At 73.9% G+C, this 25,445-nt stretch carries 22 protein-coding genes and 1 pseudogene; 12 read left to right on the forward strand and 11 right to left on the reverse strand.

Annotated features, from left to right (window positions below; translation table 11 throughout):
- Nucleotides 1-28 precede the first annotated feature (28 nt).
- The gene (locus LPA42_RS08915; protein WP_077935623.1) at nucleotides 29-901 is read right to left on the reverse strand and encodes an alpha/beta fold hydrolase; all 873 of its coding nucleotides are present in this window, start codon (nucleotides 899-901) and stop codon (nucleotides 29-31) included.
- Between the two features lie 191 nt (nucleotides 902-1,092).
- Here LPA42_RS08915 and LPA42_RS08920 point away from each other — a divergent pair, with 191 nt between their 5' ends.
- Nucleotides 1,093-2,553 (forward strand): menaquinone biosynthesis decarboxylase, encoded by a 1,461-nt coding sequence (locus tag LPA42_RS08920; RefSeq protein ID WP_077935624.1) that lies wholly within the window; start codon nucleotides 1,093-1,095, stop codon nucleotides 2,551-2,553.
- Complete coding sequence (gene mqnP, locus LPA42_RS08925; RefSeq protein ID WP_077935625.1) at nucleotides 2,553-3,464, forward strand: menaquinone biosynthesis prenyltransferase MqnP; 912 nt, start codon at nucleotides 2,553-2,555, stop codon at nucleotides 3,462-3,464. The genes LPA42_RS08920 and mqnP overlap by 1 nt, the downstream gene beginning before the upstream one ends.
- A 63-nt stretch (nucleotides 3,465-3,527) precedes the next feature.
- On the opposite strand, the gene LPA42_RS08930 is transcribed toward mqnP, so the two are convergent.
- Nucleotides 3,528-4,541 (reverse strand): terpene synthase, encoded by a 1,014-nt coding sequence (locus LPA42_RS08930; RefSeq protein WP_077935626.1) that lies wholly within the window; start codon nucleotides 4,539-4,541, stop codon nucleotides 3,528-3,530.
- Between the two features lie 131 nt (nucleotides 4,542-4,672).
- On the opposite strand from LPA42_RS08930, the gene LPA42_RS08935 reads away from it, so the two are divergent.
- Nucleotides 4,673-5,302, forward strand: coding sequence for a UbiX family flavin prenyltransferase (locus LPA42_RS08935; RefSeq protein WP_077935627.1), 630 nt, complete (start codon nucleotides 4,673-4,675; stop codon nucleotides 5,300-5,302).
- Between the two features lie 108 nt (nucleotides 5,303-5,410).
- Here the strand turns inward: LPA42_RS08935 and LPA42_RS08940 are convergent, their stop codons facing one another.
- Nucleotides 5,411-5,677, reverse strand: a complete 267-nt coding sequence (locus LPA42_RS08940) for a BldC family transcriptional regulator (RefSeq protein WP_043961351.1) — start codon at nucleotides 5,675-5,677, stop codon at nucleotides 5,411-5,413.
- A gap of 268 nt (nucleotides 5,678-5,945) precedes the next feature.
- On the opposite strand from LPA42_RS08940, the gene LPA42_RS08945 reads away from it, so the two are divergent.
- On the forward strand, nucleotides 5,946-6,404 hold the full coding sequence (locus LPA42_RS08945; protein ID WP_043961353.1) for an Lrp/AsnC family transcriptional regulator: 459 nt from the start codon (nucleotides 5,946-5,948) through the stop codon (nucleotides 6,402-6,404).
- 74 nt (nucleotides 6,405-6,478) lie between these two features.
- Nucleotides 6,479-7,570: a PLP-dependent cysteine synthase family protein gene (locus LPA42_RS08950; RefSeq protein ID WP_043961355.1), complete on the forward strand. Its 1,092-nt coding sequence runs from the start codon at nucleotides 6,479-6,481 to the stop codon at nucleotides 7,568-7,570.
- 80 nt (nucleotides 7,571-7,650) lie between these two features.
- Here the strand turns inward: LPA42_RS08950 and LPA42_RS08955 are convergent, their stop codons facing one another.
- The 4 genes from LPA42_RS08955 to LPA42_RS08970 all read right to left on the reverse strand — a co-directional run bounded on the left by LPA42_RS08955 (nucleotide 7,651) and on the right by LPA42_RS08970 (nucleotide 14,319).
- Complete coding sequence (locus LPA42_RS08955) at nucleotides 7,651-8,310, reverse strand: putative glycolipid-binding domain-containing protein (RefSeq protein WP_228986476.1); 660 nt, start codon at nucleotides 8,308-8,310, stop codon at nucleotides 7,651-7,653.
- Nucleotides 8,311-8,408: 98 nt separating this feature from the next.
- A complete protein-coding gene (locus LPA42_RS08960) occupies nucleotides 8,409-10,643 on the reverse strand; it encodes a DEAD/DEAH box helicase (protein WP_228986477.1) in 2,235 nt (744 codons plus the stop codon).
- Nucleotides 10,644-10,935: 292 nt separating this feature from the next.
- Nucleotides 10,936-12,516: a hypothetical protein gene (locus LPA42_RS08965; RefSeq protein ID WP_228986478.1), complete on the reverse strand. Its 1,581-nt coding sequence runs from the start codon at nucleotides 12,514-12,516 to the stop codon at nucleotides 10,936-10,938.
- Nucleotides 12,517-12,834: 318 nt separating this feature from the next.
- On the reverse strand, nucleotides 12,835-14,319 hold the full coding sequence (locus tag LPA42_RS08970; RefSeq protein ID WP_228986479.1) for a C40 family peptidase: 1,485 nt from the start codon (nucleotides 14,317-14,319) through the stop codon (nucleotides 12,835-12,837).
- A 240-nt stretch (nucleotides 14,320-14,559) separates the two neighbouring features.
- Here LPA42_RS08970 and mqnE point away from each other — a divergent pair, with 240 nt between their 5' ends.
- From mqnE to LPA42_RS08985, 3 genes are all read left to right on the forward strand, one after another.
- Nucleotides 14,560-15,729, forward strand: coding sequence for an aminofutalosine synthase MqnE (gene mqnE / locus LPA42_RS08975; RefSeq protein WP_077935631.1), 1,170 nt, complete (start codon nucleotides 14,560-14,562; stop codon nucleotides 15,727-15,729).
- A 22-nt stretch (nucleotides 15,730-15,751) separates the two neighbouring features.
- The gene (locus tag LPA42_RS08980) at nucleotides 15,752-16,186 is read left to right on the forward strand and encodes a hypothetical protein (protein WP_077935632.1); all 435 of its coding nucleotides are present in this window, start codon (nucleotides 15,752-15,754) and stop codon (nucleotides 16,184-16,186) included.
- A gap of 69 nt (nucleotides 16,187-16,255) precedes the next feature.
- Nucleotides 16,256-16,522 carry a DUF4229 domain-containing protein gene (locus LPA42_RS08985; protein ID WP_077935633.1) on the forward strand — a complete coding sequence of 89 codons (267 nt, stop codon included), beginning with the start codon at nucleotides 16,256-16,258 and terminating at the stop codon, nucleotides 16,520-16,522.
- Between the two features lie 12 nt (nucleotides 16,523-16,534).
- On the opposite strand, the gene LPA42_RS08990 is transcribed toward LPA42_RS08985, so the two are convergent.
- Nucleotides 16,535-17,875 (reverse strand): peptidase C39 family protein, encoded by a 1,341-nt coding sequence (locus LPA42_RS08990; RefSeq protein WP_077935634.1) that lies wholly within the window; start codon nucleotides 17,873-17,875, stop codon nucleotides 16,535-16,537.
- A 217-nt stretch (nucleotides 17,876-18,092) separates the two neighbouring features.
- Between LPA42_RS08990 and LPA42_RS08995 the strand changes: the two are divergent.
- From LPA42_RS08995 to LPA42_RS09010, 4 genes and pseudogenes are all read left to right on the forward strand, one after another.
- Nucleotides 18,093-19,403, forward strand: a pseudogene (locus LPA42_RS08995) (M14 family metallopeptidase); the annotation flags it as partial.
- A 375-nt stretch (nucleotides 19,404-19,778) separates the two neighbouring features.
- Entirely contained in the window at nucleotides 19,779-20,717 is a 939-nt protein-coding gene (locus LPA42_RS09000; RefSeq protein ID WP_077935636.1) for an ABC transporter substrate-binding protein, read from the forward strand.
- Nucleotides 20,718-20,845: 128 nt separating this feature from the next.
- On the forward strand, nucleotides 20,846-21,928 hold the full coding sequence (locus LPA42_RS09005) for an iron ABC transporter permease (RefSeq protein WP_077935637.1): 1,083 nt from the start codon (nucleotides 20,846-20,848) through the stop codon (nucleotides 21,926-21,928).
- A complete protein-coding gene (locus tag LPA42_RS09010) occupies nucleotides 21,925-22,737 on the forward strand; it encodes an ABC transporter ATP-binding protein (protein ID WP_077935638.1) in 813 nt (270 codons plus the stop codon). The genes LPA42_RS09005 and LPA42_RS09010 overlap by 4 nt, the downstream gene beginning before the upstream one ends.
- Before the next feature lie 70 nt (nucleotides 22,738-22,807).
- Here the strand turns inward: LPA42_RS09010 and LPA42_RS09015 are convergent, their stop codons facing one another.
- The 3 genes from LPA42_RS09015 to LPA42_RS09025 form a co-directional block, all read right to left on the reverse strand.
- Nucleotides 22,808-23,599 (reverse strand): VOC family protein, encoded by a 792-nt coding sequence (locus LPA42_RS09015; protein ID WP_077935639.1) that lies wholly within the window; start codon nucleotides 23,597-23,599, stop codon nucleotides 22,808-22,810.
- Between the two features lie 177 nt (nucleotides 23,600-23,776).
- Nucleotides 23,777-24,514: an ABC transporter permease gene (locus LPA42_RS09020; RefSeq protein ID WP_077935640.1), complete on the reverse strand. Its 738-nt coding sequence runs from the start codon at nucleotides 24,512-24,514 to the stop codon at nucleotides 23,777-23,779.
- Between the two features lie 14 nt (nucleotides 24,515-24,528).
- Nucleotides 24,529-25,440: an ABC transporter ATP-binding protein gene (locus LPA42_RS09025; RefSeq protein ID WP_077935641.1), complete on the reverse strand. Its 912-nt coding sequence runs from the start codon at nucleotides 25,438-25,440 to the stop codon at nucleotides 24,529-24,531.
- Nucleotides 25,441-25,445: the final 5 nt, after the last annotated feature.

The following is a 25,445-nucleotide window of genomic DNA, read 5'->3' on the forward strand; positions in this document are numbered from 1 at the left end:
GCAGGGGGTGGGGTGGGGTGGGGTGGGGTCAGTCGTGTAGGAAGGGGAGCAGGAGGGCGGTCAGCTTGGCCGGGCGCTCCTCGAAGAGCCAGTGGCCGCAGTCCTCGACCACCCGGGCCTCGACCCTGCGGGCGTACCGGCGCACCTGGTCGGCCACCTGCCCGCCGAGGCTGGCTGCGGCCCCGACGGCGAGCACCGGCATCGGCAGCGGTCGCTTCCGGTACGCCGCGTTGTCCACGACGTCATGCCCGAACGCCCGGAAGTAGGCGAAGCTGGCCCGCAGGTGCGCCGGGTCGGTCAGATGCCGGGCGTACTCCTCGATGTCGTCCGCGCCGATGCTGCCCTTGAGCACCATGATCGAGTCGGTGAAGCGGTCCACCCAGAGTGACTCCCGGCCGGCGACCAGCTCCTCCGGCAGGCCGTTGGTGAGGTTGAAGAAGCCGAAGTTCCACACCGCCGGCCCGGCGGCGGTCAACGCGGGAAACGCGTAGATGCTCTCGTCGGGGATCGGCGCCTCGGTCAGCACCAACCGGGACACCTGGCCGGGGTGCGCGGCGGCGTAGGCGTACGCGACCATGGTGCCGACGTCGTGGCCGACCAGCCGGATGTCGCCGGCCAGGCCCAGGCCGGTCAGCAGCCCGTGCAGGTCGGCGGCGACGCTCTTCTTGTCGTACCCGTCGGGCGGGGCGTCGCTGTCGCCGAAGCCGCGCAGGTCGGGGGCGATCACGTGGTACGAGTCGGCCAGCTCCGGCAGCAGCCCCCGCCACATCCGCCAGCACTGCGGGTAGCCGTGCAGCAGCACCAGGGTCGGCCCCCGGCCGCCCCGGACGTAGTTGATCGCCACCGCGCCGACCTGGGCCCGCTGCTCGGTGAAACCCGCCGGCACCCGTCCGTCGCCCATCGCCGCCCCCTCTCCCACCCCCGGCGGCCCGACCACCCGGCGCACCGCCACCCGATCCAACGAGCGCCGATCGGCTGGGGAGACGCCCACCGCCCGCTGACCGGGCTTGTTAACAGGGGGCCCTTCCTCTACGGAAAGCGTTAACAAGGGGCCCTTCCTTGCACCTCAGCACGGTGCGGGAGACTGGGGGCATGGCGGTTCGTGGGTTTCCGTACACCGATCTGAAGGACTTCCTCGCGGCCCTGGAGCGGGCGGGGGAGCTGCGCCGCGTCCGCGTCCCCGTGGACCCGACGTTGGAGATCAGCGAGATCGTCATCCGGACCGTGCGCGAGGGTGGCCCCGCGCTGCTGTTCGAGCGCCCCACCCGGGGCGAGCTGCCGGTGGCGATCAACCTGTTCGGCACCGAGAAGCGGATGGCGATGGCGCTGGGCGTCGACTCGCTCGACGAGATCGGCGCGCGGATCGGCGCGTTGATCAAGCCGGAGCTGCCCGTCGGCTGGTCCGGCATCCGCGAGGGCCTCGGCAAGGTCATGCAGCTCAAGTCGGTGCCGCCGCGCAAGGTCAAGACGGCCCCCTGCCAGCAGGTGGTCTACTCCGGCGACGACGTCGACCTCGGCCGGCTGCCCGGCCTCCAGGTCTGGCCCGGCGACGGCGGGATCTTCCACAACTACGGGCTCACCCACACCAAGCACCCCGAGACCGGCAAGCGCAACCTCGGCCTCTACCGGCTCCAGCAGCACTCCCGCAACACCCTCGGCATGCACTGGCAGATCCACAAGGACTCCACCGCCCACCACGCGGTCGCTGAGCGGCTCGGCCAGCGCCTGCCCGTCGCGGTCGCGATCGGCTGCGACCCGGTCGTCTCGTACGCGGCCAGCGCGCCGCTGCCCAGCGACATCGACGAGTACCTGTTCGCCGGGTTCCTGCGCGGCGAGCGGGTCGAGATGGTCGACTGCCTCACCGTCCCGCTCCAGGTCCCCGCGCACGCCCAGATCGTGCTGGAGGGCTACCTGGAGCCCGGGGAGCGCCTGCCCGAGGGGCCGTTCGGCGACCACACCGGCTTCTACACCCCGGTCGAGCCGTTCCCCGTGCTGCACATCGAGACGATGACCATGCAGCGCGACGCCGTCTACCACTCGATCGTCACCTCGAAGCCGCCGCAGGAGGACCACGGCCTCGGCAAGGCCACCGAGCGGATCTTCCAGCCGCTGCTGAAGCTGCTGATCCCCGACATCGTCGACTACGACCTGCCGGCCGCCGGGGTCTTCCACAACTGCGCGATCGTGTCGATCCGCAAGCGCTACCCGAAGCACGCCCAGAAGGTGATGAACGCCATCTGGGGCGCGCACCTGATGTCGCTGACCAAGCTGATCGTGATCGTCGACGAGGACTGCGACGTGCACGACTACCACGAGGTCGCGTTCCGGGCGTTCGGCAACGTCGACTACGCCCGCGACCTGCTGCTCACCGAGGGGCCCGTCGACCACCTCGACCACTCCTCCTACCAGCAGTTCTGGGGCGGCAAGGTCGGCGTCGACGCCACCCGCAAGCTGCCCACCGAGGGCTACACCCGGGGCTGGCCCGAGGAGATGACCATGGCACCGGAGGTCGTCTCCCTGGTCGACAAGCGCTGGAAGGAGTACGGGATCTGATGGCCACCGCCGCCGCTGCGCCCGCGCGGCCGGGCCGCGTCAAGTCCTTCCTCAAGCTCGTCGCGATCGAGCACTCCGTCTTCGCGCTGCCGTTCGCGTACCTGTCGGCGCTGACCGCGATGCAGGTCGACGGCGGCCGGGTGCGCTGGCTCGACCTGCTGCTGATCACCGTGGCGATGGTCGGGGCGCGGACGTTCGCCATGGCCGCCAACCGCATCCTCGACCGGCGGATCGATGCGCGGAACCCGCGTACCGCCGCCCGGGAACTGGTCACCGGGGCGGTGAGCGTGCGGACGGCCTGGACCGGCGCGGGCGTCGCGCTCGTGGTGTTCCTCGCCGCCGCCGCCCTGCTCAACCCGCTCTGCCTGGCGCTCGCGCCGCTGGCCGTCGTCCCGCTGGTCGTCTACCCGTACGGCAAGCGGTTCACCAACTGGCCGCACGCGATCCTCGCGGTCGCCCAGGCGGTCGGCCCGGTCGGCGCGTGGCTCGCCGTCACCGGCACCTTCGCCGGCTCGTGGCCGGCGTTTCTGCTCGGCGCGGCCGTCGGCCTGTGGATCGGCGGCTTCGACCTGATCTACGCCTGCCAGGACGCCGAGGTGGACCGCGAGATCGGCGTGCACAGCGTGCCCGCGCGGTACGGGCTGCGGTTCGCCCTGCACGCCTCCACCGTCGCGCACGTGGTGACGTTCGCGCTGTTCGTCTGGTTCGGGGCGCTCGTCGGGTTCGGCTGGCCGTGGTGGATCGGGCTGGCCCTCACCGCCGCCGCGTTCGGCTACCAGCACCTGGTGGTCAGCCCGACCGACCTGAGCAAGGTCAACCGGGCGTTCTTCACGGCGAACGGGTTCGTCGGCATCGCGCTGTTCGTGTTCGCGCTGGTCGACCTCGTGGCCAGACTGGGCCTGCGCCCCTGAGCGAGCCCTCGCCGCCGCCCCCGGCGTTGCTGCCCGCGTCGCTCCCGCCGCTGCCCAGCGTTGTTAAGAGGGGGCCCCTGCTCTACCGGAAGCGTTAAGAAGGGGCCCCTCCTTACCGCCATCGCCGCCTCCGTAGCGGGCGCTCTCCAGCGTCCAGTCGATCGTGCCCCGGACGGCGGCGGCGACCCCGTCGAGGTGGTCGGCGACCGCCTCGTCCAGCGCCGGCCCGAACGACGGCACGCCCGCGCGCAGCTCGACGAAGCGGCGCATCGCCGCCCGCCACCGCTCGGCGGCCGGGCCGAGCGCCGCCTCCACCCCGACGCCCCGCTCGGCGGCCAGCGCCAGCACCAGGTTGTGCCCGCCGGAGGTGGCCCGGTCCCGCTCCAGCGAGGCGATGTCGTTGTACCAGGAGAGCAGGTCGTTGCCGAGATCGCCGATCTCGCGCAGCCGCGGGTGGTGGTACACCGCGTCGGGCAGCGGCCGGCCCGTCACGAACTCGATCAGCGGATACGACACGTACGCCGCCGAGGTGGCCCGGCGCAGCTCGACGTACCGGGCGACGTCCGGCGGGCGGCCGGCCGCCTTCTCCACCGCCTCCAGCCACGCGCCGTGCAGGTGGTTACCGACCGCGTCCGTGAACCTCTCCCGCCAGCGCGCCGGCATCCGGCGGCGCGGTTCCCGCCACGCCCGCACCAGCAGCCGGCGCAGTGGGCCCGTGAGGCCCGGGTGCCGCCCCCGGGGCCCGTCGCGCAGCAGCCGGAGCGTCCCCTCCCGCAGGGCGAGGATCTGGTCGGGGCGCAGCCGGTCCGGTCGGTCGCAGGCGTCGTCGACCAGGAAGAACCAGGTGAACAGGGCCGCGATGGCGCGCAGGTCGGGCTCGGTGGCCTCCGGGTAGAGCCGGCCCGCGTACCGGGCGAACCGGGCGCGGGACAACCGGTCCAGGGCGGGGGAGTCCAACGGCAGGCCGACCCCGGGCAGCCGGTCGTCGAGCCAGCGTTGCACCCGGTCGGCGTACGGTGACAGCCGAGGCGGAATCGGGCAGTCGGCGCGCAGCGACCGGAGGATGTCGTCGGTCATCACCGATTCCCCCTGTGGGACGTGAATCGTTTTCGGCAGCATGGCAGGTCGACCCCGTGCGATGCCCCCCACCCTGCCCCGGGGTGGGGGCGGTCGGTGGACCATCCCCGTGACCAGGCAGGCTGGAGGGCATGCGGGAACCATGGGTGGTGGGAGTCTCCGGCGCATCGGGCACGCCGTACGCGGCGGCGGTCGTCCGGGGGCTGCTCGACGCCGGCGAACCGGTGGACCTGGTCGTCTCCCGGGCCGCCCGGCTGACCATCCTCGACGAGACCGGGCAGGCCTTCCGCGACGGGCACTGGGCCGAGGACCTCGCCGCCTGGCTCGGCCGCGACCTGGGCGACGCCGACGTGCGGCACTGGCCCGCCGGCGACCTCGCCGCCGGCCCCAGCAGCGGCTCCTACCGGGTACGCGGAATGGCGGTGGTGCCGGCCAGCACGGCGGCCTGCGCCGGCATCGCGATCGGCCTGTCGAAGGACCTGTTGCAGCGGGCCGCCGAGGTCAACCTCAAGGAGCGCCGGCCGGTGGTGGTCGTGCCCCGGGAGACACCGGTGACCCGCAGCCACCTGGAGCACCTGATCGCCCTGCACGACGCCGGGGCGGTGGTGTTGCCGGCCAGCCCCGGCTTCTACGGTGCCGGGGCGTCCGCCTCCGCGCAGCAGCTCGTCGACTTCGTGGCCGGGAAGGTGCTCGACGCGCTGGGCGTGCCGCACACGCTGTTCCGCCGCTGGTCCGGCGAGCTGGGCGCCACCCGCTCCTGAACCACGTCCGGGGCCGGTGGTCGGCCCTGCCGCTGCGGGCTTCCGACGCCGGGACCGGTGGCGGGACGCGGGCCGGACTGGCCGGCCCGTGCCCGTCAGCGCACCTGCTCAGTACATCCCGGCATTGGCCGGGCCAGGGCCGGTCGACGCGGCGGGGCCGACGTTACGGGCCTTCCCCATCTCGTCCGCCTCGTCCAGCATGCCCTCCCCCTCAAGCAGGGCCCGCACCTCGGATTCCCGAAACCGGCGATGCCCGCCTGGAGTCCGGATGCTGCCGATCCGGCCGGCCGCCGCCCAGCGCGTCACAGTTTTCGGGTCAACCCGAAACAGTGCGGCGACCTCACCCGGTGTCAGCAGGCGATCTCCAGTGTCCACAGCCCCCTCCTCGCGTCGACGAAGCCCCCGGCTGAACACACTGCCCCCGGCCGGTGCGAGCCCAGAGCCGTCATGAGGGACGTATGGCAATTACAGCACCAGCGACCTGGCCTGTCCGCCAAACGCGAAAAACGCACTGAGTGGGAAGTTAGTAAACTGGGGCGTCTCTGCTCTCCCTCGACCGAAGGTCTGCGGACACTCACCTACTGTCATGTGCAACGCATGCCGGGCGACCGGCGTTACGCCCCAACGACTAGGGTCACAGTCCGTGGACGCCATCGACCTGAGCCTCGTGGAGCTGTTGCAGGGCAACGCCCGACTCTCGTACGCCGAGCTGGCCCGCCAGGTCGGGCTCTCCGCCCCGGCCGTGCACGAGCGGGTCGGCAAGCTGGAGTCGAGCGGCGTCGTGCGGGCCTACCGGGCCGAGGTCGAGCCCGAGGCCATCGGCCTCGGCGTGACCGCGCTCATCGGCATCGTCGAGGACTCCGGCGGCGACACCGACGACGTGCTGGAGGCGTTCCGGCGGATGCCCGAGATCGAGTCCTGTTACTTCATGGCGGGAGTCGAGTCGTTCCTGCTCAAGGCCCGGGTCGGCACCATCGCCGAGCTGGAGCAGCTGATCGTGCGGCTGAACCGTACCCCCGGGGTGGCCTCCACCCGGACGGGCATCGCGCTGTCCACCAAGTGGGAGAACCGCCCGCAACCGCTCGCCCGCCCCGCGACCTGACCGGGCCACCCGGCGGCCTCGCCGGCCCCGACCGGCCGGCGACCAGGGCCGATCCGCTTGCTACGTTTCCGAACATGACTCATCTCGACCGGTGCGACGAGGCCAGCCGGCGCTGGGTGACCGAGGCGATCGCCACGGTCGAGGCCGACGCCAACCGGTCCGCTGACACCCACCTGCTGCCGTTCCCGCTGCCCCGCGAGTGGGGCATCGACCTCTATCTCAAGGACGAGTCGGTGCACCCCACCGGCTCGCTCAAGCACCGGCTCGCCCGCTCCCTGTTCCTGTACGGGCTCTGCAACGGCTGGATCGGCCCCGGGACGACGATCGTCGAGGCGTCCTCCGGCTCGACGGCGGTCTCCGAGGCGTACTTCGCCCGGATGCTGGGGCTGCCGTTCATCGCGGTCATGCCGGCGTCCACCTCGCCCGAGAAGATCACCCAGATCGAGTTCCAGGGCGGGCGCTGCCACCTCGTCGACGACCCGGCCAAGGTGGTGGTCGAGGCGCGTTGGCTCGCCGAGGACTCCGGCGGGCACTTCATGGACCAGTTCACGTACGCCGAGCGGGCCACCGACTGGCGGGGCAACAACAACATCGCCGAGTCGATCTACGCCCAGCTCGCGCTGGAGCGGCACCCGGTGCCGGCCTGGATCGTCGTCGGGGCCGGCACCGGCGGCACCAGCGCCACCATCGGCCGCTACACCCGGTTCCGGCGACTGCCCACCAAGCTCTGCGTCGTCGACCCGGAGAACTCGGCGTTCTACCCCGCCTGGCAGGCCGCCGACTGGTCGGTGTGCACCGGTCGGGGCTCGCGGATCGAGGGCATCGGCCGGCCCAGCGTGGAGGCGTCGTTCCTGCCCGCCGTGGTGGACCGGATGGTCCAGGTGCCCGACGCCGCGTCCCTGGCCGCCATGCGGGCCGGCTCCGCCCTGCTCGGCCGCCGCGTCGGCGGCTCCACCGGCACCAACCTGTGGGGCGCGTTCGGCCTGATCGCCGGCATGCTCGCGGAGGGCCGCACCGGCTCGGTGGTCACCCTGATCTGCGACCCGGGGGACCGGTACGCCGACACGTACTACGCCGACGACTGGGTGGCCGGGCAGGGCCTCGACCTCGCCCCGCACCTGGCCACCGTCGACCGCTTCCTGGCGACCGGCGCCTGGCCCGCATAAAGCGCAAGGAAGGGCCCCCTGTTAACGCATTCTGTTGTACAGGGGACCCCTGTTAACACGGAGCGCGCGGCCGTGGGCCCTCAGCGCGGGGCGATGCGTTCGGCCAGGCCCGGATAGCGCAGCACCCAGCCGCCCGGGTCGACGTCCAGCTCCGTGGTGAACGTCTCGCTGGCGAAGCGGACCCGGCCGGGCCCGAGCGCCGCGTAGACCTGCTCGGCGGGCAGCACCATCAGGCTGGGCACCTGCACCCACGCCACGGTGATGCGGTGCGCCGCCCCCGGCTCCGCCGCGCCCGGAGACGAGGTCGTGGTCGCGGCCGGGGCCAGCCCGAGCCGGCGTACCGGAAGGGTGTTGAACAGCGGCGAACCGCCCAGGTCGACGTCCACCGCGCCCGCCAGCCGGTCCGGATCGTCGAGGCCAGGCAGGCCGGCCGCCGGATGCCCGGCCGCCCGCAACGCCGCGTCCAGGTCGCCCTGCTCGGCGGCGGTCACCCGCCACCGGTCGCCCGCCGGCTCCAGGCGTACGCTCCGCTGCCAGCCCGCGCCCTCCGCCTCGACCTCCAGCCGGCTGGTCGCCCAGTCGGGCCCGACGGTCAGCCGGTACCGGCAGGTGTAGGGGATCGGGTCGACGGCGAGCACGACGCCCTGCGCGCCGAGCCCGGCACCGTCGTCGAACACCACGTGCTCGCTGCCGGCGGTGTCCGTCCGGGCCCAGAACAGCGACTTCGGCATTGTCGGCATGAACCGGACATTACGGCACGCCGGACCGGCCGGCAGCGCAAGCGGAAACGCCGCCGCGGAGCGTGGGCTCCGCAGCGGCGTTCCGGTCGTCGTCAGAATCAGTGGGTACGCGCCGGCGGTCGCCCGCCGAAGCCGCGCCGATCGTCACGGGGCCGGTCGTCCCGTCCGCGTCCCTCGGGGCGGAAGCCGCCCCGCCGGTCGCCGGTACGCGGGTCCCCGCCCCGCTCGCCGAAGCCCCGCTCGCCGAAGCGGCGCTCGCCCGTGGGGCGGTCACCGGTGGGGCGGTCACCGGTGGGGCGGTCGTCGTGGCGGCGGTCGCCGCCGGGCCGGTCGCCGTAGCGACGTTCCCCACCGGCGCGCTCGTCGAACCGACGCGGGCCGGCCGTCCGGTCGCCGAAGCGCCGCTCGCCCGTGGGGCGGTCACTGGTCGGGCGGTCGCCGAAGCGCCGCTCGCCGGTGGGCCGGTCGCCGGTCGGCCGGTCGCCGTAGCGCCGCTCGCCGGTCGGCCGGTCGCCGTAGCGGCGGTCGCCACCGGAGCGGTCGTCGAACCGTCGCTCGCCGAAGCCCCGGTCGCCCCGGTCGTCGTGGCGGCGCTCGCCCGTCGGGCGGTCACCGAACCGGCGGTCCCCGCCGACGCGCTGTTCCCGATCGCCGTGCCGCCGCTCGCCGTAGCCGCGTTCGCTGGTCGGCCGGTCGCCGTAGCCCCGGTCGCTGGTCGGCCGGTCGCTGTAGCGGCGCTCGCTGGTCGGCCGGTCGCTGGTCGGTCGGTCGCTGGTGGGCCGGTCGCCGTAGCGACGCTCGCCCCGGCCGTCCCGGTCGCCGTAGCGGCGTTCGCCCCGCTCCTCGAACCGGCGCGGACCGGCCGGACGGTCGCCGTGCCGGCGCGGGGCGGGCGGCTCGTCGCGGACCGGCACGCCGCTGGGCTCCTGGGCGCCGGTCAGCTCGGCCAGGGCCGGGTCGCCGGCCCGAACCCGGGTCTCCGCCGGCTCGACGCCGGCCTTCTGCAACATGGCGAGGGTGGTCCGGCGCTGCTTGGGCAGCACCAGCGTGGCCACCGCACCCGACTCGCCGGCCCGGGCGGTACGCCCCGCCCGGTGCAGGTAGTCCTTCGGGTCCTTCGGCGGGTCCACGTGCAGCACCAGGGAGACGCCGTCCACGTGGATGCCCCGGGCGGCGACGTCCGTGGCGACCAGCACACTCATCCGGCCCTCGCGGAACTCGGCCAGGGTCTTGGTGCGCATCCGCTGCGTCTTGCCCCCGTGCAGCCCACCGGCCCGTACGCCGACGGCGGCGAGCTGCTCGACGAGCCGGTCCACCCCGAGCTGGGTGCGGGCGAAGAGCATCGTCCGGCCGGACCGGGCGGCGATGGACGCCGCCACGGCGAACTTGTCGTGCGGCGGGATCAGCAGCAGGTGGTGGTCCATCGTGGACACGGCGGCGGTAGCCGGGGCCGTCGAGTGGGTGACCGGGTCGGTCATGAACCGCTTGACCAGCGAGTCCACGTCACCGTCCAGGGTGGCGGAGAAGAGCAGCCGCTGGCTGCCGGCCGGCGTCTTGGCCAGCAGCTCGGTGACCTCCGGCAGGAAGCCCATGTCGGCCATCTGGTCGGCCTCGTCGAGCACGGTCACCTCGACGTCGTCGAGGTGGCAGACGCCCCGGTTGATCAGGTCGCCCAGCCGGCCGGGGGTGGCCACGATGATCTCCACGCCCCGCCGGAGCGCGTCGATCTGCCGGTCGTACGGCACGCCGCCGACGGCGGTCTTCAGGAAGATCCCGACCGCCTTGCCGAGCGGCACGAGCGCGTCGTTGACCTGCATGGCCAGCTCCCGGGTGGGCACCAGCACCAGGGCCCGGGGGTGCAGCGGGCGGGCCCGGTTGCGCTTGGCGAGCCGGGCGATCACCGGCAGGCCGAAAGCGAGGGTCTTGCCGGAGCCGGTCTGGCCCCGACCGAGGACGTCGCGCCCGGCGAGGGCGTCGGGCACGGTGGCCCGCTGGATCGGGAACGGCGTGGTGATGCCCAGCCGGTCGAGCGCCTGGACCAGCGACTCGGGCAGGCCGAGCGCGCCGAAGTCCACGGCGACGTCGGACTCGGCGTCGGGTTCGCCGGCGTCGGCGTCGGCCTCGGCGGGTTCGTCGGCGGCGGCGGTTTCGAGCGCCGTGTCGTCGACGGCGGCGGTTTCGAGCGCCGTGTCGTCGTCGACGGTGTCGCGGGGGGCGGTCCCGGCGACGTCGGCGGAGCCGGTCTCGGCGGCGGGGGCGTCGGCCGGGTCGTTCGCCTCGGCCGTGGTGTCGAGGACGGACGGGAACGTGCTGGGGTCAGCAAACGTGGTCAAGAAATGCCTTTCGAGCGGGGCGCATCTTCGCGATGGCCTGCCGCAGCTGAACGCCGCCGGATCGCCCGCAAGATCGCCCATGGGCGCGCCTCACGCGCGCCGGGTCAAGGATCACGACAAGTGTACGGCGACAAGGCAAACCCGCCACCGTGCCACGAGACCGTAGTGGGCGGGCTCACCATCCCCGGCCGCTCAGCCGCCCTCCGGTCCGGCTCGGTGGCCTGTGCGGTCCGCTCAGGGCCGCCCACGCCCGCCGGGTCGTCTACCTGTCCGCGCGTGCCCCGCCGCCTGCTCAGCTGTTGAGGAGGCCGCCGACCAGCCCGTCCATCGCGTCGCCGGCCAGCAGCACGACGAGCACGCCGATCGCGACGAGCAGCCCGAGCGACGCCACCAGGACGATCAGCACCTTGGCGGTGCTGGATCGCGCGGCCGGGGCGTCCGTCCAGCCCTGGGCCAGGATGTGTCCGGTCAGCGAGCCGGAATTGTCCAGTTGGTTGCCGGTGGGCAGCGCGACCGTGGCGAAGCCCGGCCCGTCGGTGCCGTACGCGGTGCTGGCGAGGTCGGCCGTCCCCGGCTCCGGGCGAGGGGCGGGGCTGCCGACGGTGGCCCGGCCGCCGGGGGCCCCGCCCGGGGGCGCGGTAGGCGCGTCCGGGGGCGCCACCGGCCAGGCGGTGGTCGGGGCTGCGCCGTACAGGCCGGACGCCGGCCGACCTGCGGCCGGCGGCCCCGATGCGGGAGCACCCGACGCCGGGACGCCCGATGCGGGAGCTGCCGAGGCGGGGACGCCCGAGACCGGGGCGGCCGGTGCCGGCGTCCTTGCCACGCCGCCGGCGGCGGGCGTGCCGTCGCGCTGGGTGGCCGGGTTGGTCGGCGGCGGCCAGGCCGGGAGCGCCGGGGCCGGCACGACAGGGGACTGCGCGGCGGGCGGCGACGCCGGTTCCGTCGGGAACGGCGGTGCGGCGTGGCCCGCCGGCCAGCCCGCGGGGGCCCCGGACGACGGCGGAGCTGACGACGGCGCGGAGCCGGCCGGGCCGGCCGGTGGCCAGGTCGGGGTGGCCGGCGCGGTCAGTGGTGGTGGCGGGAACGGCGGTGCCGGCATCGGGCCGGGCGGCGGCGGGGACGGCGGCACGGCCGGACCGGGCGGGGGGATCGGCGGGCCCGGCACGGGCGGCACCGGTCCGGGCGGAGGCACGGGCCCAGGCGTCGGCGGCGGCACGGCCGGGCCGGGCGGCGGGACCGGGGCGGGCGGGTACGGCCCGGGGGCCGGCGGCGTCGGCTCGGGGACCGGCGGGTTCGGCGACGGCGGCGGGGGACCCGGCACGGGCGGCGTGGGCGGGTTCGGCCCCGGAACGGGCGTGGGTGCCGGGGCGGGCTCCGGCTCCGGTGGCGAGGGCGGCCCGGCCGGCTTCGGAGGCTCGGCCGGCTCCGGGGGCCGGGCGGGCTCGGGCGGCTCGGGGCTCACCGGGGCCGACCGGTAGACCTTGGCGCTGCCGGGCTTCGCCGCGCCGGCCGCCCCCGCCCCGCCGGCGCCTGCCGCCTCGTCGGCGGAGACCCGGTTCAGGCCGGGCACCGAGACGCTGGCCCGGGCGGACCCGCTGCCGCCGGCCCGCTGGCTCGGCACGCCAGCGCCGGTCCGGGCGCTGCCCGGGGCGGGTGCCACGCCGACGCCGGCGGCCGGTGTGGCACGGGCGTCCGGCGTGACGCCGCCGCCTTCGGCACCCGGTGTCGGCCCGGTGGCGGCGCCCCCGGTCGTCCCGCCGGGCGGCGTCGAAGGCCGTCCCGGGACGGAATCGAGCGCCGGGGCACCCGCGCGGTACGTGGTGCCGCTGCTGCCCGCGACCGGCAACGCGGAGCTGTCGGGCGGGACGGTCACGCCGGAGACGCTCACCCGGGCCCGCGCTGTCGCGGCGGGCACCGTCGCCCGGCCGGCCGACCCGGGCTGCGACCCGTCGGCCGGCGCGGTGCCGACCGGGGTGCGTGTGGAGCCGGCCGGGCCACCGCCCGGGGCGGGTGGGGATCCGGGGTCAAGCCGGGATCCGGGGTCGGTCGTTCCCGCCGGAACCTCTTGCTCGCCCATGGTCGTCCTCCGTGCCCACGCTCGCCTCCGGGCCCGAGGCGTCGGGCCGGAAGTGTATGGGTGTCACGGTGCCACATTCCCGCCCGGCAGCACAGCCGGAGTGGACGGATGCGCTCAGTCCGTCGTGCTCGTCGAGGGGTCCGGTGCGGCGCTGTCGCTCGGTGCCAGGCTGCTGGCCTGGGTGGTTGGCGCGGGCGACGGGGACGGGGTGTCCGACGGGCTCGGCGTCGGAGTCGGCGTCGGCGTCGGGCTCGCCGTCGTCGGCTTCGGCGACGGGGTCGTGGGCTTGGGCGACGGGGTGGTCGGCTTCGGCGTCGGAGAATTCGTCGGCTTGGGGGTGCTGGTGGGCTTCGGCGTGGTCGGAGCCGGGGTGGGGGTGGGCGTCGGGGCGGGCACCGCGCCGACCACGCGGGTCGCGGCGTAGAGCCGGGACCAACCCACCGTGCTGATCTTCACCGTCTGGCCCGTGGTGGGGGACTGCACCATCTTGCCGTTGCCGATGTACATCGCGACGTGGTGGATCGTCGTCCAGCTGCTGCCGGAGGCGAAGAACAGCAGGTCGCCGGGGAGCAGCGCGCTGCGGCTCACCGTGCGGCCCCGGGTCGCGTAGTACTGGTCGCGGGAGACCCGGGGCAGCTGGTTGTAGCCGGCCGACCGGTAGGCGGCCCACATCAGCCCGGAGCAGTCGAAGGCGTCCGGGCCCTCGGCGGCCCAGACGTACGGGTCGCCGAGCTGGGCCAGGGCGTAGCGGACGGCGGCCAGCGCGGTCGGGCTCGCGGTGAGGCCGTTGCTGCTCTGCCCGTCGACGTAGCCCGCGCCGAGCTGCTGCTCGAGGGCCTCCTGCTGGCGCTCCAGCTCGATGATCTGCGCGGCGTTGTCCTTGCGCAGCTTGAGCAGCTTCTTCTCCTGCTCGTGGAGGGACTTCTCCACGGCGGCGTACTGGTTTCGGACCGAACGCACCCGGGTGTCGGCGGCGAGCCACGCCTGGTAGGCGACCTGTTCGGCGGCGCGGGCGCGGGTCAGCTCGCCGGCTGCGGCGGTCGTCGCCCCCTCCGCCTCCTCGCCCCGGGTGATCTGCTGGAGCATGTTGAGCCCGTGCAGGTCCTCGGCGAACTCGCCGGGCGGCAGCGCGGCGGCGGCCTTGAGCGCGCCGGCCGCGGCGGCGTCGGCGCCCTCCTGGGCGCGGGCCAGGGCGTCGCGGGCCGCCTTCAGGTCCCGGTCGGCGGCGGCGAGCTGGGCCTCGGCGTCGGTGCGGGTCTGCCGCAGCCCGAGCAGTTGGTCGCCGAGGAGGCCCACCTGGGCCTCGGCCGCCGCGATGGCGGCGGCGAGCGGGCCGGTGCCGAGCGGCGTCACCGGCGCGCCGGCACCGGGGATGGCGGGGCTGTTCAGGCCGGGCACCGGGAGCCCGCCGACGGCGACGGGGCGGGAACCGGTGTCGGGCACGACGTTGGGCAGCGGCGGTTCGGCGTACGCGGGGGTGGCGAGCGCGGCCGTGGCCACGGCGCTGAGCAGGGCGGACCACAGCGCTGGCCGGAGCACCGGCGAGAACAGGGGCGCCCTCCGTCGCTGCCGTCGCTGTCGTCGCGTGCTCTGCACCATTCCGCTCCCCGTCCGGCGTGGGTGGGCGCCGCGCTCGGGTGGCGCGACGGCGGGGGCGGCCCCGAATGTGGCGCGCCCCACCCTGTCTTACCGCACCCGGGCAGTGATGTCGATGGCGTAACAGGTTACGAGCGGCTGAGAGTCCGGTGAGGTACGTCGCTGGGGTCGACCGCATCGGCGGTGGGTCGACGACCCGACGTAGGCTCGACGGGACCGCAGGTGGAAGGGACGTGGCTTTCGATGGACGCCGGACTCAAGCGCGAGCTCGAAGAGAAGGTGTACGCGGGCGAACGGTTGACCCGTGAGGACGGGATCGCCCTCTACGACAGCGACGACCTGACCTGGCTGGGCCGCCTGGCGCACCACCGGCGCACGGAGCTCAACGGCGACCGGGTGATGTTCAACGTCAACCGGCACCTCAACCTGACCAACGTGTGCAGCGCCTCCTGCGCGTACTGCTCGTTCCAGCGCAAGCCGGGCGAGAAGGACGCGTACACGATGCGCATCGACGAGGCGGTCCGCAAGGCCAAGGAGATGGAGGACGAGCAGCTCACCGAGCTGCACATCGTCAACGGCCTGCACCCGACGCTGCCCTGGCGCTACTACCCGAAGGTGCTGCGCGAGCTGAAGGCGGCGCTGCCGAAGGTCAACCTGAAGGCGTTCACCGCGACCGAGGTGCAGTGGTTCGAGAAGATCAGCGGCCTGGGCGCCGACGAGATCCTCGACGAGCTGATGGACGCCGGCCTGGAGTCGCTGACGGGCGGCGGCGCGGAGATCTTCGACTGGGAGGTCCGCCAGCACATCGTCGACCACGCCTGCCACTGGGAGGACTGGTCGCGGATCCACCGGCTGGCCCACTCGAAGGGCATGAAGACCCCGTCGACGATGCTCTACGGCCACATCGAGGAGCCCCGGCACCGGGTCGACCATGTGCTGCGGCTGCGCGAGCTGCAGGACGAGACGGGCGGCTTCCAGGTCTTCATCCCGCTGCGCTACCAGCACGACTTCGTCGACTCGGCGGACGGCAAGGTCCGCAACCGGATCCAGGCGCAGACCACGATGGCCTCGCCGGCCGAGTCGCTGAAGACGTTCGCGGTCTCCCGGCTGCTGTTCGACAACGTGCCGCACGTGAAGTGCTTCTGGGTGATGCACGGCCTGTCGGTGGCCCAGCTCTCGCTGAACTTCGGCGTGGACGACCTGGACGGCTCCGTCGTGGAATACAAGATCACCCACGACGCCGACTCGTACGGCACCCCGAACACCATGCACCGCGACGACCTGCTGCACCTGATCTGGGACGCGGGCTTCCGCCCGGTCGAGCGCAACACCCGCTACGAGATCGTCCGCGAGTACGACGGGCCCCCGTCGCTGGCGGAGCGCCGGTCCGAGCCGCAGCAGGTGTGGGCCTGAGCAGCCCGTACCCTCGTAGGTCATGAGCGAGTCGAGTCGGCAGGGTCAGGGCGGGTTCCCGCGGCGGGACGCCGACGGGCGGATCGTCGCCCTCGGTGACCTGCTGGGCATCAGCCTCGCCGGTCTGGTGATCGGCCTGCTCGCCCTGCTGCTGTTCGACTGGGGCTTCGCCACGGTGGGCGCGGGCGACTTCGGCCGGGCCAACGGCTGGCTGGCGATCATCCTGCCGGCCTGGCTCTACTGGGAGGACTTCCGGGCCTGGGAGTTCGGCGCGGCCCGCGTGGTGGCCGCGCTGGTGGCGGCCGGGCTGGCCGTGGTCGGTGGCCTGGTGGTGGCCGGGCTGGCCGACGGGCTGCCGCCGCTGCTGGGCGGCGGGCTCGGCGCGGCGGCCTTCACCGTGGTCTACGCGGTGGTCTGGTTTACCGGGGTCCACTGGCTGGCCCGCCGGACGGGCTGAACCCCGCCCGGCGGGGACAGCCGGGGCGAACCCTACGGCCGGCCCCGCCGGCGGAGAACGGAGTGCGACGTGAGCGCGGCGGTCAAGTACACGCTGGGCCGGATCGGTCTGTTCGTGGTGGTCGTCGCGGCGCTCTGGCCGGTCGACCTGAACATCTTCCTGAAGCTCATGCTGGCGTTGGCGTTCTCCGCCGCGCTCTCGTTCTTCCTGCTGCGAAGCTGGCGGGACGAGATGGCCGGGGAGATGGCCGGGGCCGCCGAGCGCCGCCGGGCCGAGAAGGAGCGGCTGCGCTCCGCCCTGGCCGGCGACGACGAGCGGCCCGGCGACAAGAGCTGACGACCCCGCCGGTCACCAGTTGGTCGAGCCCGGGACCACCGGCCACGGCTGGTCCGCCGGCTTGATCAGGTACGCGATGCCGCCCGAGCCGCTGGCCACCTTCCCGTCGGCGCGGTAGCGCTTGGTGCGCAGCCAGATCTGCTCGAACTGCTCCCGCTGGTAGACGTTGCGTACCTCCGCGTTCGACGACGACGCCGGGTCGTTGACGATCACGTCGCCGTCGGCGGTGAAGCCGACGACCACGAAGAGGTGCCCGGAGGTGCCGTAGTTGGACCCGTCCAGCTCGGTGTCGAGGAAGGACTGCGAGGTGATCACCGGGATGCCGGCGGCGACGAAGCGTTCCACCTCGTCGAGGGAGTGCAGCCGGGTCACCCGGGCGTCGATGTCGGGGAAGCTCGCGGCGTACGCGGTGTTGAACGGCCAGTTGCCCGCGCCCTCGTACTCGTAGTCCCAGGTCATCCGGGCGGCGTGGGCGACCTGCGGGTCGGTGTAGCCGGGGGTGACCCAGGCTAGGTCCTCGGCCGACGGGCCCCGGCCGTAGTACTCCAGCACCATCGTGGTCGACGTCGGGCTGCACCAGACCTGCCCGCCGCCGCCCCACTCGGGGTAGTTGCCCTTGTGGATCATCTGGGAGTGGGCGGGAACGGGCAGTTCCTTCCCCCAGGCGATCCCGCCCCGGCTCGGGGTGACGGTGAACCGGTCCGGCACGTTCGAGCTCATCGCGCCGAGCATCCGGACCCGGGGCGAGGCCGTCTGGCCGGGCTTGCGGTAGAGGCTGAGCCGCAGCTGGTACGACCGCAGCAGCACCCCGGCGTCGGCGTCGTCGATGGCGAACGTGTCCGTCCACACGCTCGACCACGGGTCGCCCTGACCGTCGAGGGTGGCCCGCTTGATGTCGGCGTCGCCGGAGGCCCACCGGCCCATGACGTACCAGGGGGTGCGGTCGCCGGTGTTGTACGTGCCCTGCAGCTCGACCTGGAGCCAGGTGCCCGCCGGGGTGTCGGCGTTCCACGAGGCGACCAGTTCGGTGGCGTCGAAGCCGATCCGGGTGGCCGGCGAGGTCCAGGTGGCGTACTCCCAGGTGCTGGTGGTGCCGGCGTGCTCGTCGGTGAACTCGGCCGTCCCGGCGGGTCGGCCGATGGTGATCCCGGCGCGGTGGCCGGGGACCGCCCGGGTGCCCCGGTGCGTGCCGGTACGCCAGTCGGGGTGGCGGGACCACTCCTGGAAGGTGATCTGCTCGTCGTGCTCGGCGGGCGGGTGGTGGCCGCCGGCGTGGGCGGGGACGGCCGTGCCGGCGAGGGCGAGGGTGGCGACGCCGGTGAGCGCGATCGCGCGTAGGGCAATGCTGGCCATGGGATCTCCGCGGGGTGAGGCGGGTCGGGGCATGCTTGCCGGTCACTATCCCGCCCGTCGGGAAGTTTCGCCAGATGTTCCCGCCAGGAAAATCCTTGCCGGCGTGAGGATGCGGTCGGGATGGATCGCATAGCGAAAGATATTGATCTGACCATGTGACAGGTGGTGAAGTGTTGACCACGAGACGGGATCTCCCCGTACCCCCAGGAGGTTGTCCATGGCCTTCCGCACCCCGACCCGCCTGCGTCGCGCACTGGTGCTCGCCACCGCCGCCGGCCTGGGCCTCACCGTCGCCACCGGGCCGGTCTCCGCGCGCCCCGCCCCGGAGCCCGCCGCCGAGCCGGCCGCCGCCGAATACGACGTGCTCGGCGTACGCACCCTGGCCGCCCGCACCGCCATCGCCCGCACCGGCGCCGCTGTCGACGCCGCCGAGCACGGCATCCTGCACGTCACGGCGACCGACGCCGAGGCGGCGGCGATCAGGCGGCTCGGCTACCAGGTGGAGAAGCAGGCCCCCGTCCACGCAGACGGCGTCGGCACCACCGGCTTCCCGTCGGCCGACTCCAACTACCACGACTACGCCGAGCTGACCGCCGTGGTGAACAAGGTGGTCGCCGACCACCCGACCCTCGCCCGCAAGATCAGCATCGGCAAGTCGTACGAGGGCCGCGACCTGATGGCCGTCAAGATCTCCGACAACGTGGCCACCGACGAGGCCGAGCCGGAGATCCTGTTCAACTCGCAGCAGCACGCCCGCGAGCACCTGACCGTCGAGATGGCGATCTACCTGCTCAACCTGTTCACCGACAGCTACGGCAGCGACTCCCGGATCACCAACATCGTCAACACCCGGGAGATCTGGATCGTCCCCACCGTCAACCCCGACGGCAGCGAGTACGACATCGCCACCGGCTCCTACCGGTCCTGGCGCAAGAACCGCCAGCCCAACAGCGGCGCGTCGGCGGTCGGCACCGACCTGAACCGCAACTGGGGCTACAACTGGGGCTGCTGCGGCGGGTCCTCCGGGCTGCCGTCGTCGTCGACCTACCGGGGACCGTCCGCCTTCTCCGCCCCCGAGACGAAGGCGCTGCGTGACTTCGTCAACAGCCGGGTCGTCGGCGGCGTCCAGCAGATCAAGGCCAACATCGACTGGCACACGTACTCGCAGCTCGTGCTCTGGCCCTTCGGCTACACGACGGCGAACACCACCACCGGCATGACGGCGGACCAGTACAACACCTTCGCCACGCTCGGCCAGCAGATGGCGGCCACCAACGGCTACACCCCCGAGCAGTCCAGCGACCTCTACATCACCGACGGCGACAGCCTCGACTGGATGTGGGCGACGCACGGCATCTGGGCGTACACCTTCGAGATGTACCCCGGCTCGTCCGGCGCCGGCGGCGGCTTCTACCCGCCCGACGAGGTCATCCCGGCCCAGACCTCGCGCAACAAGGAGGCGGTCCTGCTGCTCTCCGAGTACGCCGACTGCCCCTACCGGGTGATCGGCAAGCAGGCCCAGTACTGCGCCTGACCCGCCCGTGGTGCGGGGCCCCGTCCGGGGCCCCGCACCCGTGTCGGTGTCGTCACGCCGGGTCATAGTCCCTAGATCAACGAGGTGTCACCGGGGCGTGCGCTACGGTGGCACCGACCAAACCGCAGCGAAGCCGGTGCGAATCCGGCGCTGTCCCGCAACTGTGATGCCCCACCCGCGGCGTCCGGTCCTCCGGCCGCCGTCGACCCAGGCGTCGGCCGGCCGGCCGACGCCGACGTGTGTGGGGCGAGCCAGGTCGCCTGCGGCACGGTCGCGACACGCGCTCTCGAGGAAGGGCGCCTCGCGGACGGGCACCCCATCAGGCTCCTGTCGGCGAAGCACCACGCTCCTCGACCGACAGGAGGACCAGTGTTCCGACGTACCCCCCGGCTCTTCGCCGCGACCCTCGCGGTGGCCGCGCTCGCGCTCGGCGCGTGCGCCGAGAAGAGCCCCGACGAAGCCCCCACCCCCGGTGGCACCTCGGCCGCCGCCGCCTTCCCGGTCACCGTCGGCAAGCTCACGCTCGACAAGCGACCCGAGAAGATCGTCTCGCTCTCGCCGACCGCGACCGAGATGCTCTTCGCCATCGGCGCCGGCAAGCAGGTCACCGCCGTCGACGACCAGTCCAACTACCCGCCGGACGCGCCGAAGAGCGACCTGTCCGGTTTCCAGCCCAACGCCGAGGCCATCGCCGGCAAGAGCCCCGACCTGGTGGTGCTCTCCAACGACACCAACAAGATCGTCGATCAGCTCACCACGCTGAAGATCCCGGTGCTGCTCACCCCGGCGGCGACCACCCTGGAGGACACCTACCGGCAGATCATCGAGCTCGGCACGTTGACCGGCCACCCCAACGAGGCCGCCAGCGTCAACAACCGGATGAGGGACGACATCGCCAAGCTCACCAAGGACCTGCCGCAGCGGTCGGCGAAGCTGACCTACTACCACGAGCTGGGCCCGGAGCTGTACAGCGCGACCAGCAAGACCTTCATCGGCTCGATCTACGCCCTCGCCGGGCTGGAGAACATCGCCGACGCCTCCGACGCCGACGGCAAGAACGGCGGATACCCGCAGCTCTCCCAGGAGATCATCGTCAAGGCGAACCCCGACTTCGTCTTCCTGGCCGACACCAAGTGCTGCAAGCAGAGCCCGGAGACGGTCAAGGCGCGCAGCGGCTGGGCCGGCGTCACCGCCGTCAAGAACAACCAGGTCGTCGCGCTCGACGACGACATCGCCTCCCGCTGGGGCCCGCGGGTCGTCGACCTGCTCCGGGCCGTCGTCGACGCCGTCGCCAAGGTGCCGGCGTGACCCTCGCCGCAGGGCGTGTTGCGCGCGGTGCGGGGCGTGTTGCGCGCGGTGCGGGGCGTGTTGCGCGCGGTGCGGGGCGTGCGGGGCGTGCTGCGCGCGGTGCGGGGCGTTAAGAAGGGGCCCCTGCTATGCAGAAAGCGTTAACAAGGGGCCCCTCCTTCGCGCAGCGGCCGGCCGGGCTGCGGCCCGGCTGGCTCGCCGCGGGGGTCGCCGCCGTGCTCCTCGCGCTCGTCGCCGGAGTCTCCCTCGGCCCGGTCAGCCTGCCCCCCGGCAGCGTCGCCGCCGAACTGCTCAACCTGCTGCCCGGCGTACGCCTCGACAGCGGGCTGAGCGAACGCGAGATCGCCATCGTCACCGAGCTGCGGCTGCCCCGGGTCGTGCTCGGGCTGCTCGTCGGCGGCCTGCTCGCCCTGGCCGGCGGCTGCTACCAGGGCGTGTTCCGCAACCCGCTGGCCGACCCGTACCTGCTCGGGGTGGCGGCCGGGGCCGGGCTCGCCGTCACCGCCGTGATCTCCCTCGGGGCCGGGGCGGGCGGCGCGCTGACCGGGCTTCCGCTCACCATCCCCCTCGCCGCGTTCGTCGGCTCGCTCGGCGCGGTCGCCATGACGTACCTGCTCGGGGTGGCCGGCGGGCGGGGGCGCTCCACGGCCACGCTGATCCTGGCCGGGGTGGCCGTGTCCGCGTTCCTCTCCGCCGGGCAGACGTACCTGCTCCAGCGCAACTCCGACAGCATCCAGCAGGTCTACTCGTGGCTGCTCGGCCGGCTGGCCACCGCCGGCTGGCACGACGTCCGGCTCGTCCTGCCGTACTTCCTGCTCACCACCGTCGTGGTGCTGCTGCACCGGCGCGAGTTGGACGTCCTCTCCGTCGGCGACGACGAGGCCAGCAGCCTCGGCCTGCACCCGCAGCGCTCCCGCTACCTGCTGATCGCGGCCGCGTCGCTCGGCACCGCCGCCGCCGTCTCCGCGTCCGGGCTGATCGGCTTCGTCGGGATCATCGTCCCGCACACCGTGCGGCTGCTCGCCGGCTCCAGCTACCGGGTGATCCTGCCGCTGTCCCTGCTGTTCGGCGGGGCGTTCCTGGCGCTGACCGACGTGGTCGCCCGGACCGCCGCCGCCCCCGCCGAGGTGCCCATCGGCGTGGTCACCGCGCTGCTGGGCGGCCCGTTCTTCGTCCTGGTGCTGCGCACCGCCCGCCGGGTGCTCACGTGAGCGCCCCGTCGGCCGACGACCCGTCGCCGGGTGCCGCGCCCGCGGTCGAGGTGTGTGGCCTGCGGGTCAGCCTGGACGGCGCGCCGATCCTGGCCGGCGTCGACCTGACCGTCGAGCGGGGCGAGTGGGTCACCGTGATCGGCCCGAACGGCGCCGGCAAGTCGACCCTGCTGCGCGCGCTCGGCGGCCTGCTGCCCGCGCCGGGCGCGATCCGCATCTTCGGTACGCCGAGCGAGGCGCTGCGCCGCCGCGAGCGGGCCCGGGTGGTGGCCACCGTCGCGCAGTCCCCGGTCGTCCCGGCCGGCATGACCGTCTTCGACTACGTGCTCCTCGGCCGCAGCCCGTACGTCCCGCCGTTGGGCCGGGAGTCCGCCGCCGACCTGGCCGCCGTGCGGGACGTGCTGGACCGCCTCGACCTCGCCGGCTTCGGCCGCCGCGAGCTGGCCACCCTCTCCGGCGGCGAGCGGCAGCGGGTCTTCCTGGCCCGGGCGCTGGCGCAGGGGGCGACCCTGCTGCTGCTCGACGAGCCGACCAGCGCCCTCGACATCGGCCATCAGCAGGAGGTGCTCGAACTGGTCGACCAGCTCCGCCGCGAGCACGGCCTCACCGTCCTCGCCACCATGCACGACCTCTCCCTGGCCGGCGAGTACGCCGACCGGATGGTCCTGCTCGCGGCGGGCCGGGTGGCCGCCGCCGGCCCGCCGCGCGACGTGCTCACCGAGGACCTGCTGGCGACGCACTACCGCGCCTCCGTCCGCGTCCTGCCCGGCGAGCACGGCCCGCTGGTGGTCCCGGTCCGCCCCCGCTGAGTCGCAAGGAAGGGCCCCCTGTTAACGCTTTCTGTATAGGAAGGGGCCCCTGCAAACAAGCCGCTGGCCGTCAGCCGCGCGCGGGGCGGGCGATGACCGAGAACAACGCGCCCTCGGGGTCGCGCAGCGCGGCGAGGCGGCCCTGCGGGGTGTCGTGGGGCGGCACCAGGACGGAACCGCCCAGCTCGGCGGCCCGCGCGGCGGTGGCGTCGGCGTCGGCCACGGCGAAGTACACGGTCCAGTACGCCGGCAGGTCGGCCGGGAAGTCGTCGGCCAGCGGCGGCATCATCCCGCCGACGATCCGTTCGCCGCACCGCCAGCCGGTGTAGGGGGAGTCGCCGACCTCCGGCGGGACCGGCCCCGCCGGCTGTTCCTCCGGGTGCCAGCCGAAGACCAGCTCGTAGAAGACCTTCGCGCCCTCCGGGTCGGGGGTGACCAGCTCGTTCCAGCTCATCGCCCCGGGGGTGTCGAAGAGTTCCGCCCCGGGGTGGGCCATCGGCTGCCAGACGCTGAACACCGCGCCGGCCGGGTCGGCGAAGACCGCCATCCGGCCCTGGTCGAACACGTCGAACGGGGCGACCAGCACCTGCCCGCCGGCCGCCTCGACGCGGGTCGTGACCAGGTCCGCGTGGTCGGTCGCCACGTACGTCGACCAGATCGGCACCTGGTCCGGCGCGGCGGGCGGACCGGCCCCGGCCACGGCGCGCCCGTCGAGCAGGAACGTGGTGTAGCCGGCGGCCTCCGGCTGCGGGGCGATCCGGGTGGTCCAGCCGAACAGTTCCGGGTAGAAGCGCCGGGCGTCCGCCAGGCCCGGGGTGGCCAGGTCGGCCCAGCACGGCGTGCCCGGCGGGACGCTGCTCACGCTGACCCCTCTCCACAGGTGGCGCCCCGGCGGGACGCCCTGCCCGCATCCTGGCACCGCAACCCGATGGAACGGGCTCAAACGGGACGAATAACCCCAGCCGGGCGGCGCTCGCCGGCCCCGGCCCGCGCCCCACGGCCGATCGCCGACCCGAACAGCGCCCCACGGCGCGGGTCGTCAGCGGAAGCGACGGCCCTCGTCGCGCCGGTACGCCCAACCGGCGAGCGCCGCCAGCGCCACCACCCAGACGCCGAGCATCACCACCGACACCGGCGCGGGACGCCAGTCGCCGACCGCCGCCCACATCAGCTCGACCGCGCCCCGCGTCGGCAGGTACGGCGCGATCGCCCTGACGAAAGCGGGCGCGGCATCCGGCGCGGAGAGCAGGCCGCCCCCGAACGCCAGCGGGAAGAAGACGATCTGGGCCACCACGATCGCCGCCTTGCTCGGCAGCGCGTACCCGATGGCGAGGCCCATCAGCGTGAACGGCACGGAGATCAGCCCGACCACGACGACGGCCAGGACGAACGCCCCGGGGCTGATCCGGGCGTCGGTGAACAGCGCCGCGATCACCACCACCGGGAGCAGGGAGAGGAAGGTCAGCGCCAGGCCCGCGAGCACCCGTCCGGCGAAGGCCGGCGCCGCCCCGGCCGGCAGGGTCCGGGTGTACGGGTTCCAGGGCTGGTCGCGGTCCTCGGCGACGCCCACGCCGTACTGGAAGATGTTGGCGCTCATCACCGCGAACGTGACCATCGCGGCGGTGGCGTAGGTGGCGCCCGTCGGGTCGTCCCCGGCGAACGGGACCACGAAGAAGAGCATCGCCACGGCCGGGAAGAAGGCGCTGCCGAAGACCGCCACCGGGATGCGGAGCGTCTGCAACAGCTGGTAGCGGGCGTGCACGAGGGCGAGTCTCACGGGGATCGGTCTCCTCACGCGGCGGTGGCCTGCTGGCCCGGGACAGTGACGGTGTCCTGCCCGCCCGGGGCGGTGATGGCCAGGAACGCCTCCTCCAGCGAGGTGGGGCGCACCTCCAGGTCGCGGAAGGACACCCCGCTGGCCACCAGCTCCCGGACCAGCCGGTCGGCGTCGGTGGTGAGCAGGTGGGTGCGGTCGTCGACCTGCTCGACGCGGACCACGCCCGGCAGGTCCGGCAGGTCGCCCGCGACCAGGCTGACCCGGCGTACGCCGACCACCGAGCGGATCGCCGCCGTGGTGTCGTCGGCCAGCACCCGGCCCTGCCCGATCACCACCACCCGGTGCGCGAGCGCCTCCACCTCCTCCAGGTAGTGGCTGCTCAGCAGCACGGTGCCGCCGTCGGCGTGGAAGCCGCGGATCGCCTCCCACAGGGTGTGCCGGGCCTCGACGTCGAGCCCGGTGGTCGGCTCGTCGAGGAGCACCAGCCGGGGCCGGCCGACGAAGGCGAGCGCCACGGCCAGCCGCCGCCGCTGGCCGCCGGAGAGCCCGCCGGTCTGCCGGCGTACCTGATCGGTGAGGCCGAACCGGTCGAGCAGCTCGCCCCGGGGGACCGGGTCCGGGTAGTGCGCGGCGACGAAGTCGACCACCTCGCCGACCCGCAGGGTGGCCGGCAGCCCGGTCTCCTGCGGGGTCACCCCGACCTGCAGGCGGTGGGCGGGGTCGCGCGGGTCGCCGCCGAACAGCTCGACCCGCCCGGCGGTGGGCCGGCGCAGCCCGACGAGCAGGTTGAGCAGGGTGCTCTTGCCGGCGCCGTTCGGCCCGAGCAGGCCGACCAGCTCACCCGCGCGCACGTCGAGGTCGACCCGGTCGAGGGCGAGCACGTCGCCGTACCGGCGGGTGGCCTGGTCGGCGCGGGCGAGGATCATCGGTG

Origin of the sequence: Micromonospora sp. DH13, from assembly GCF_020873825.1 — a bacterium.
GTDB lineage: Bacteria > Actinomycetota > Actinomycetes > Mycobacteriales > Micromonosporaceae > Micromonospora > Micromonospora haikouensis.

Bases quoted from the DNA above. Each gene is read 5' to 3' on its own strand.
- LPA42_RS08915 (WP_077935623.1), bottom strand. From the start codon at position 901: ATGGGCGACGGACGGGTGCCGGCGGGTTTCACCGAGCAGCGGGCCCAG.
- LPA42_RS08920 (WP_077935624.1), top strand. From the start codon at position 1,093: ATGGCGGTTCGTGGGTTTCCGTACACCGATCTGAAGGACTTCCTCGCG.
- mqnP (WP_077935625.1), top strand. From the start codon at position 2,553: ATGGCCACCGCCGCCGCTGCGCCCGCGCGGCCGGGCCGCGTCAAGTCC.
- LPA42_RS08930 (WP_077935626.1), bottom strand. From the start codon at position 4,541: ATGACCGACGACATCCTCCGGTCGCTGCGCGCCGACTGCCCGATTCCG.
- LPA42_RS08935 (WP_077935627.1), top strand. From the start codon at position 4,673: ATGCGGGAACCATGGGTGGTGGGAGTCTCCGGCGCATCGGGCACGCCG.
- LPA42_RS08950 (WP_043961355.1), top strand. From the start codon at position 6,479: ATGACTCATCTCGACCGGTGCGACGAGGCCAGCCGGCGCTGGGTGACC.
- LPA42_RS08955 (WP_228986476.1), bottom strand. From the start codon at position 8,310: ATGCCGACAATGCCGAAGTCGCTGTTCTGGGCCCGGACGGACACCGCC.
- LPA42_RS08970 (WP_228986479.1), bottom strand. From the start codon at position 14,319: ATGGTGCAGAGCACGCGACGACAGCGACGGCAGCGACGGAGGGCGCCC.
- mqnE (WP_077935631.1), top strand. From the start codon at position 14,560: ATGGACGCCGGACTCAAGCGCGAGCTCGAAGAGAAGGTGTACGCGGGC.
- LPA42_RS08980 (WP_077935632.1), top strand. From the start codon at position 15,752: ATGAGCGAGTCGAGTCGGCAGGGTCAGGGCGGGTTCCCGCGGCGGGAC.
- LPA42_RS08990 (WP_077935634.1), bottom strand. From the start codon at position 17,875: ATGGCCAGCATTGCCCTACGCGCGATCGCGCTCACCGGCGTCGCCACC.
- LPA42_RS09005 (WP_077935637.1), top strand. From the start codon at position 20,846: ATGCAGAAAGCGTTAACAAGGGGCCCCTCCTTCGCGCAGCGGCCGGCC.
- LPA42_RS09025 (WP_077935641.1), bottom strand. From the start codon at position 25,440: ATGATCCTCGCCCGCGCCGACCAGGCCACCCGCCGGTACGGCGACGTG.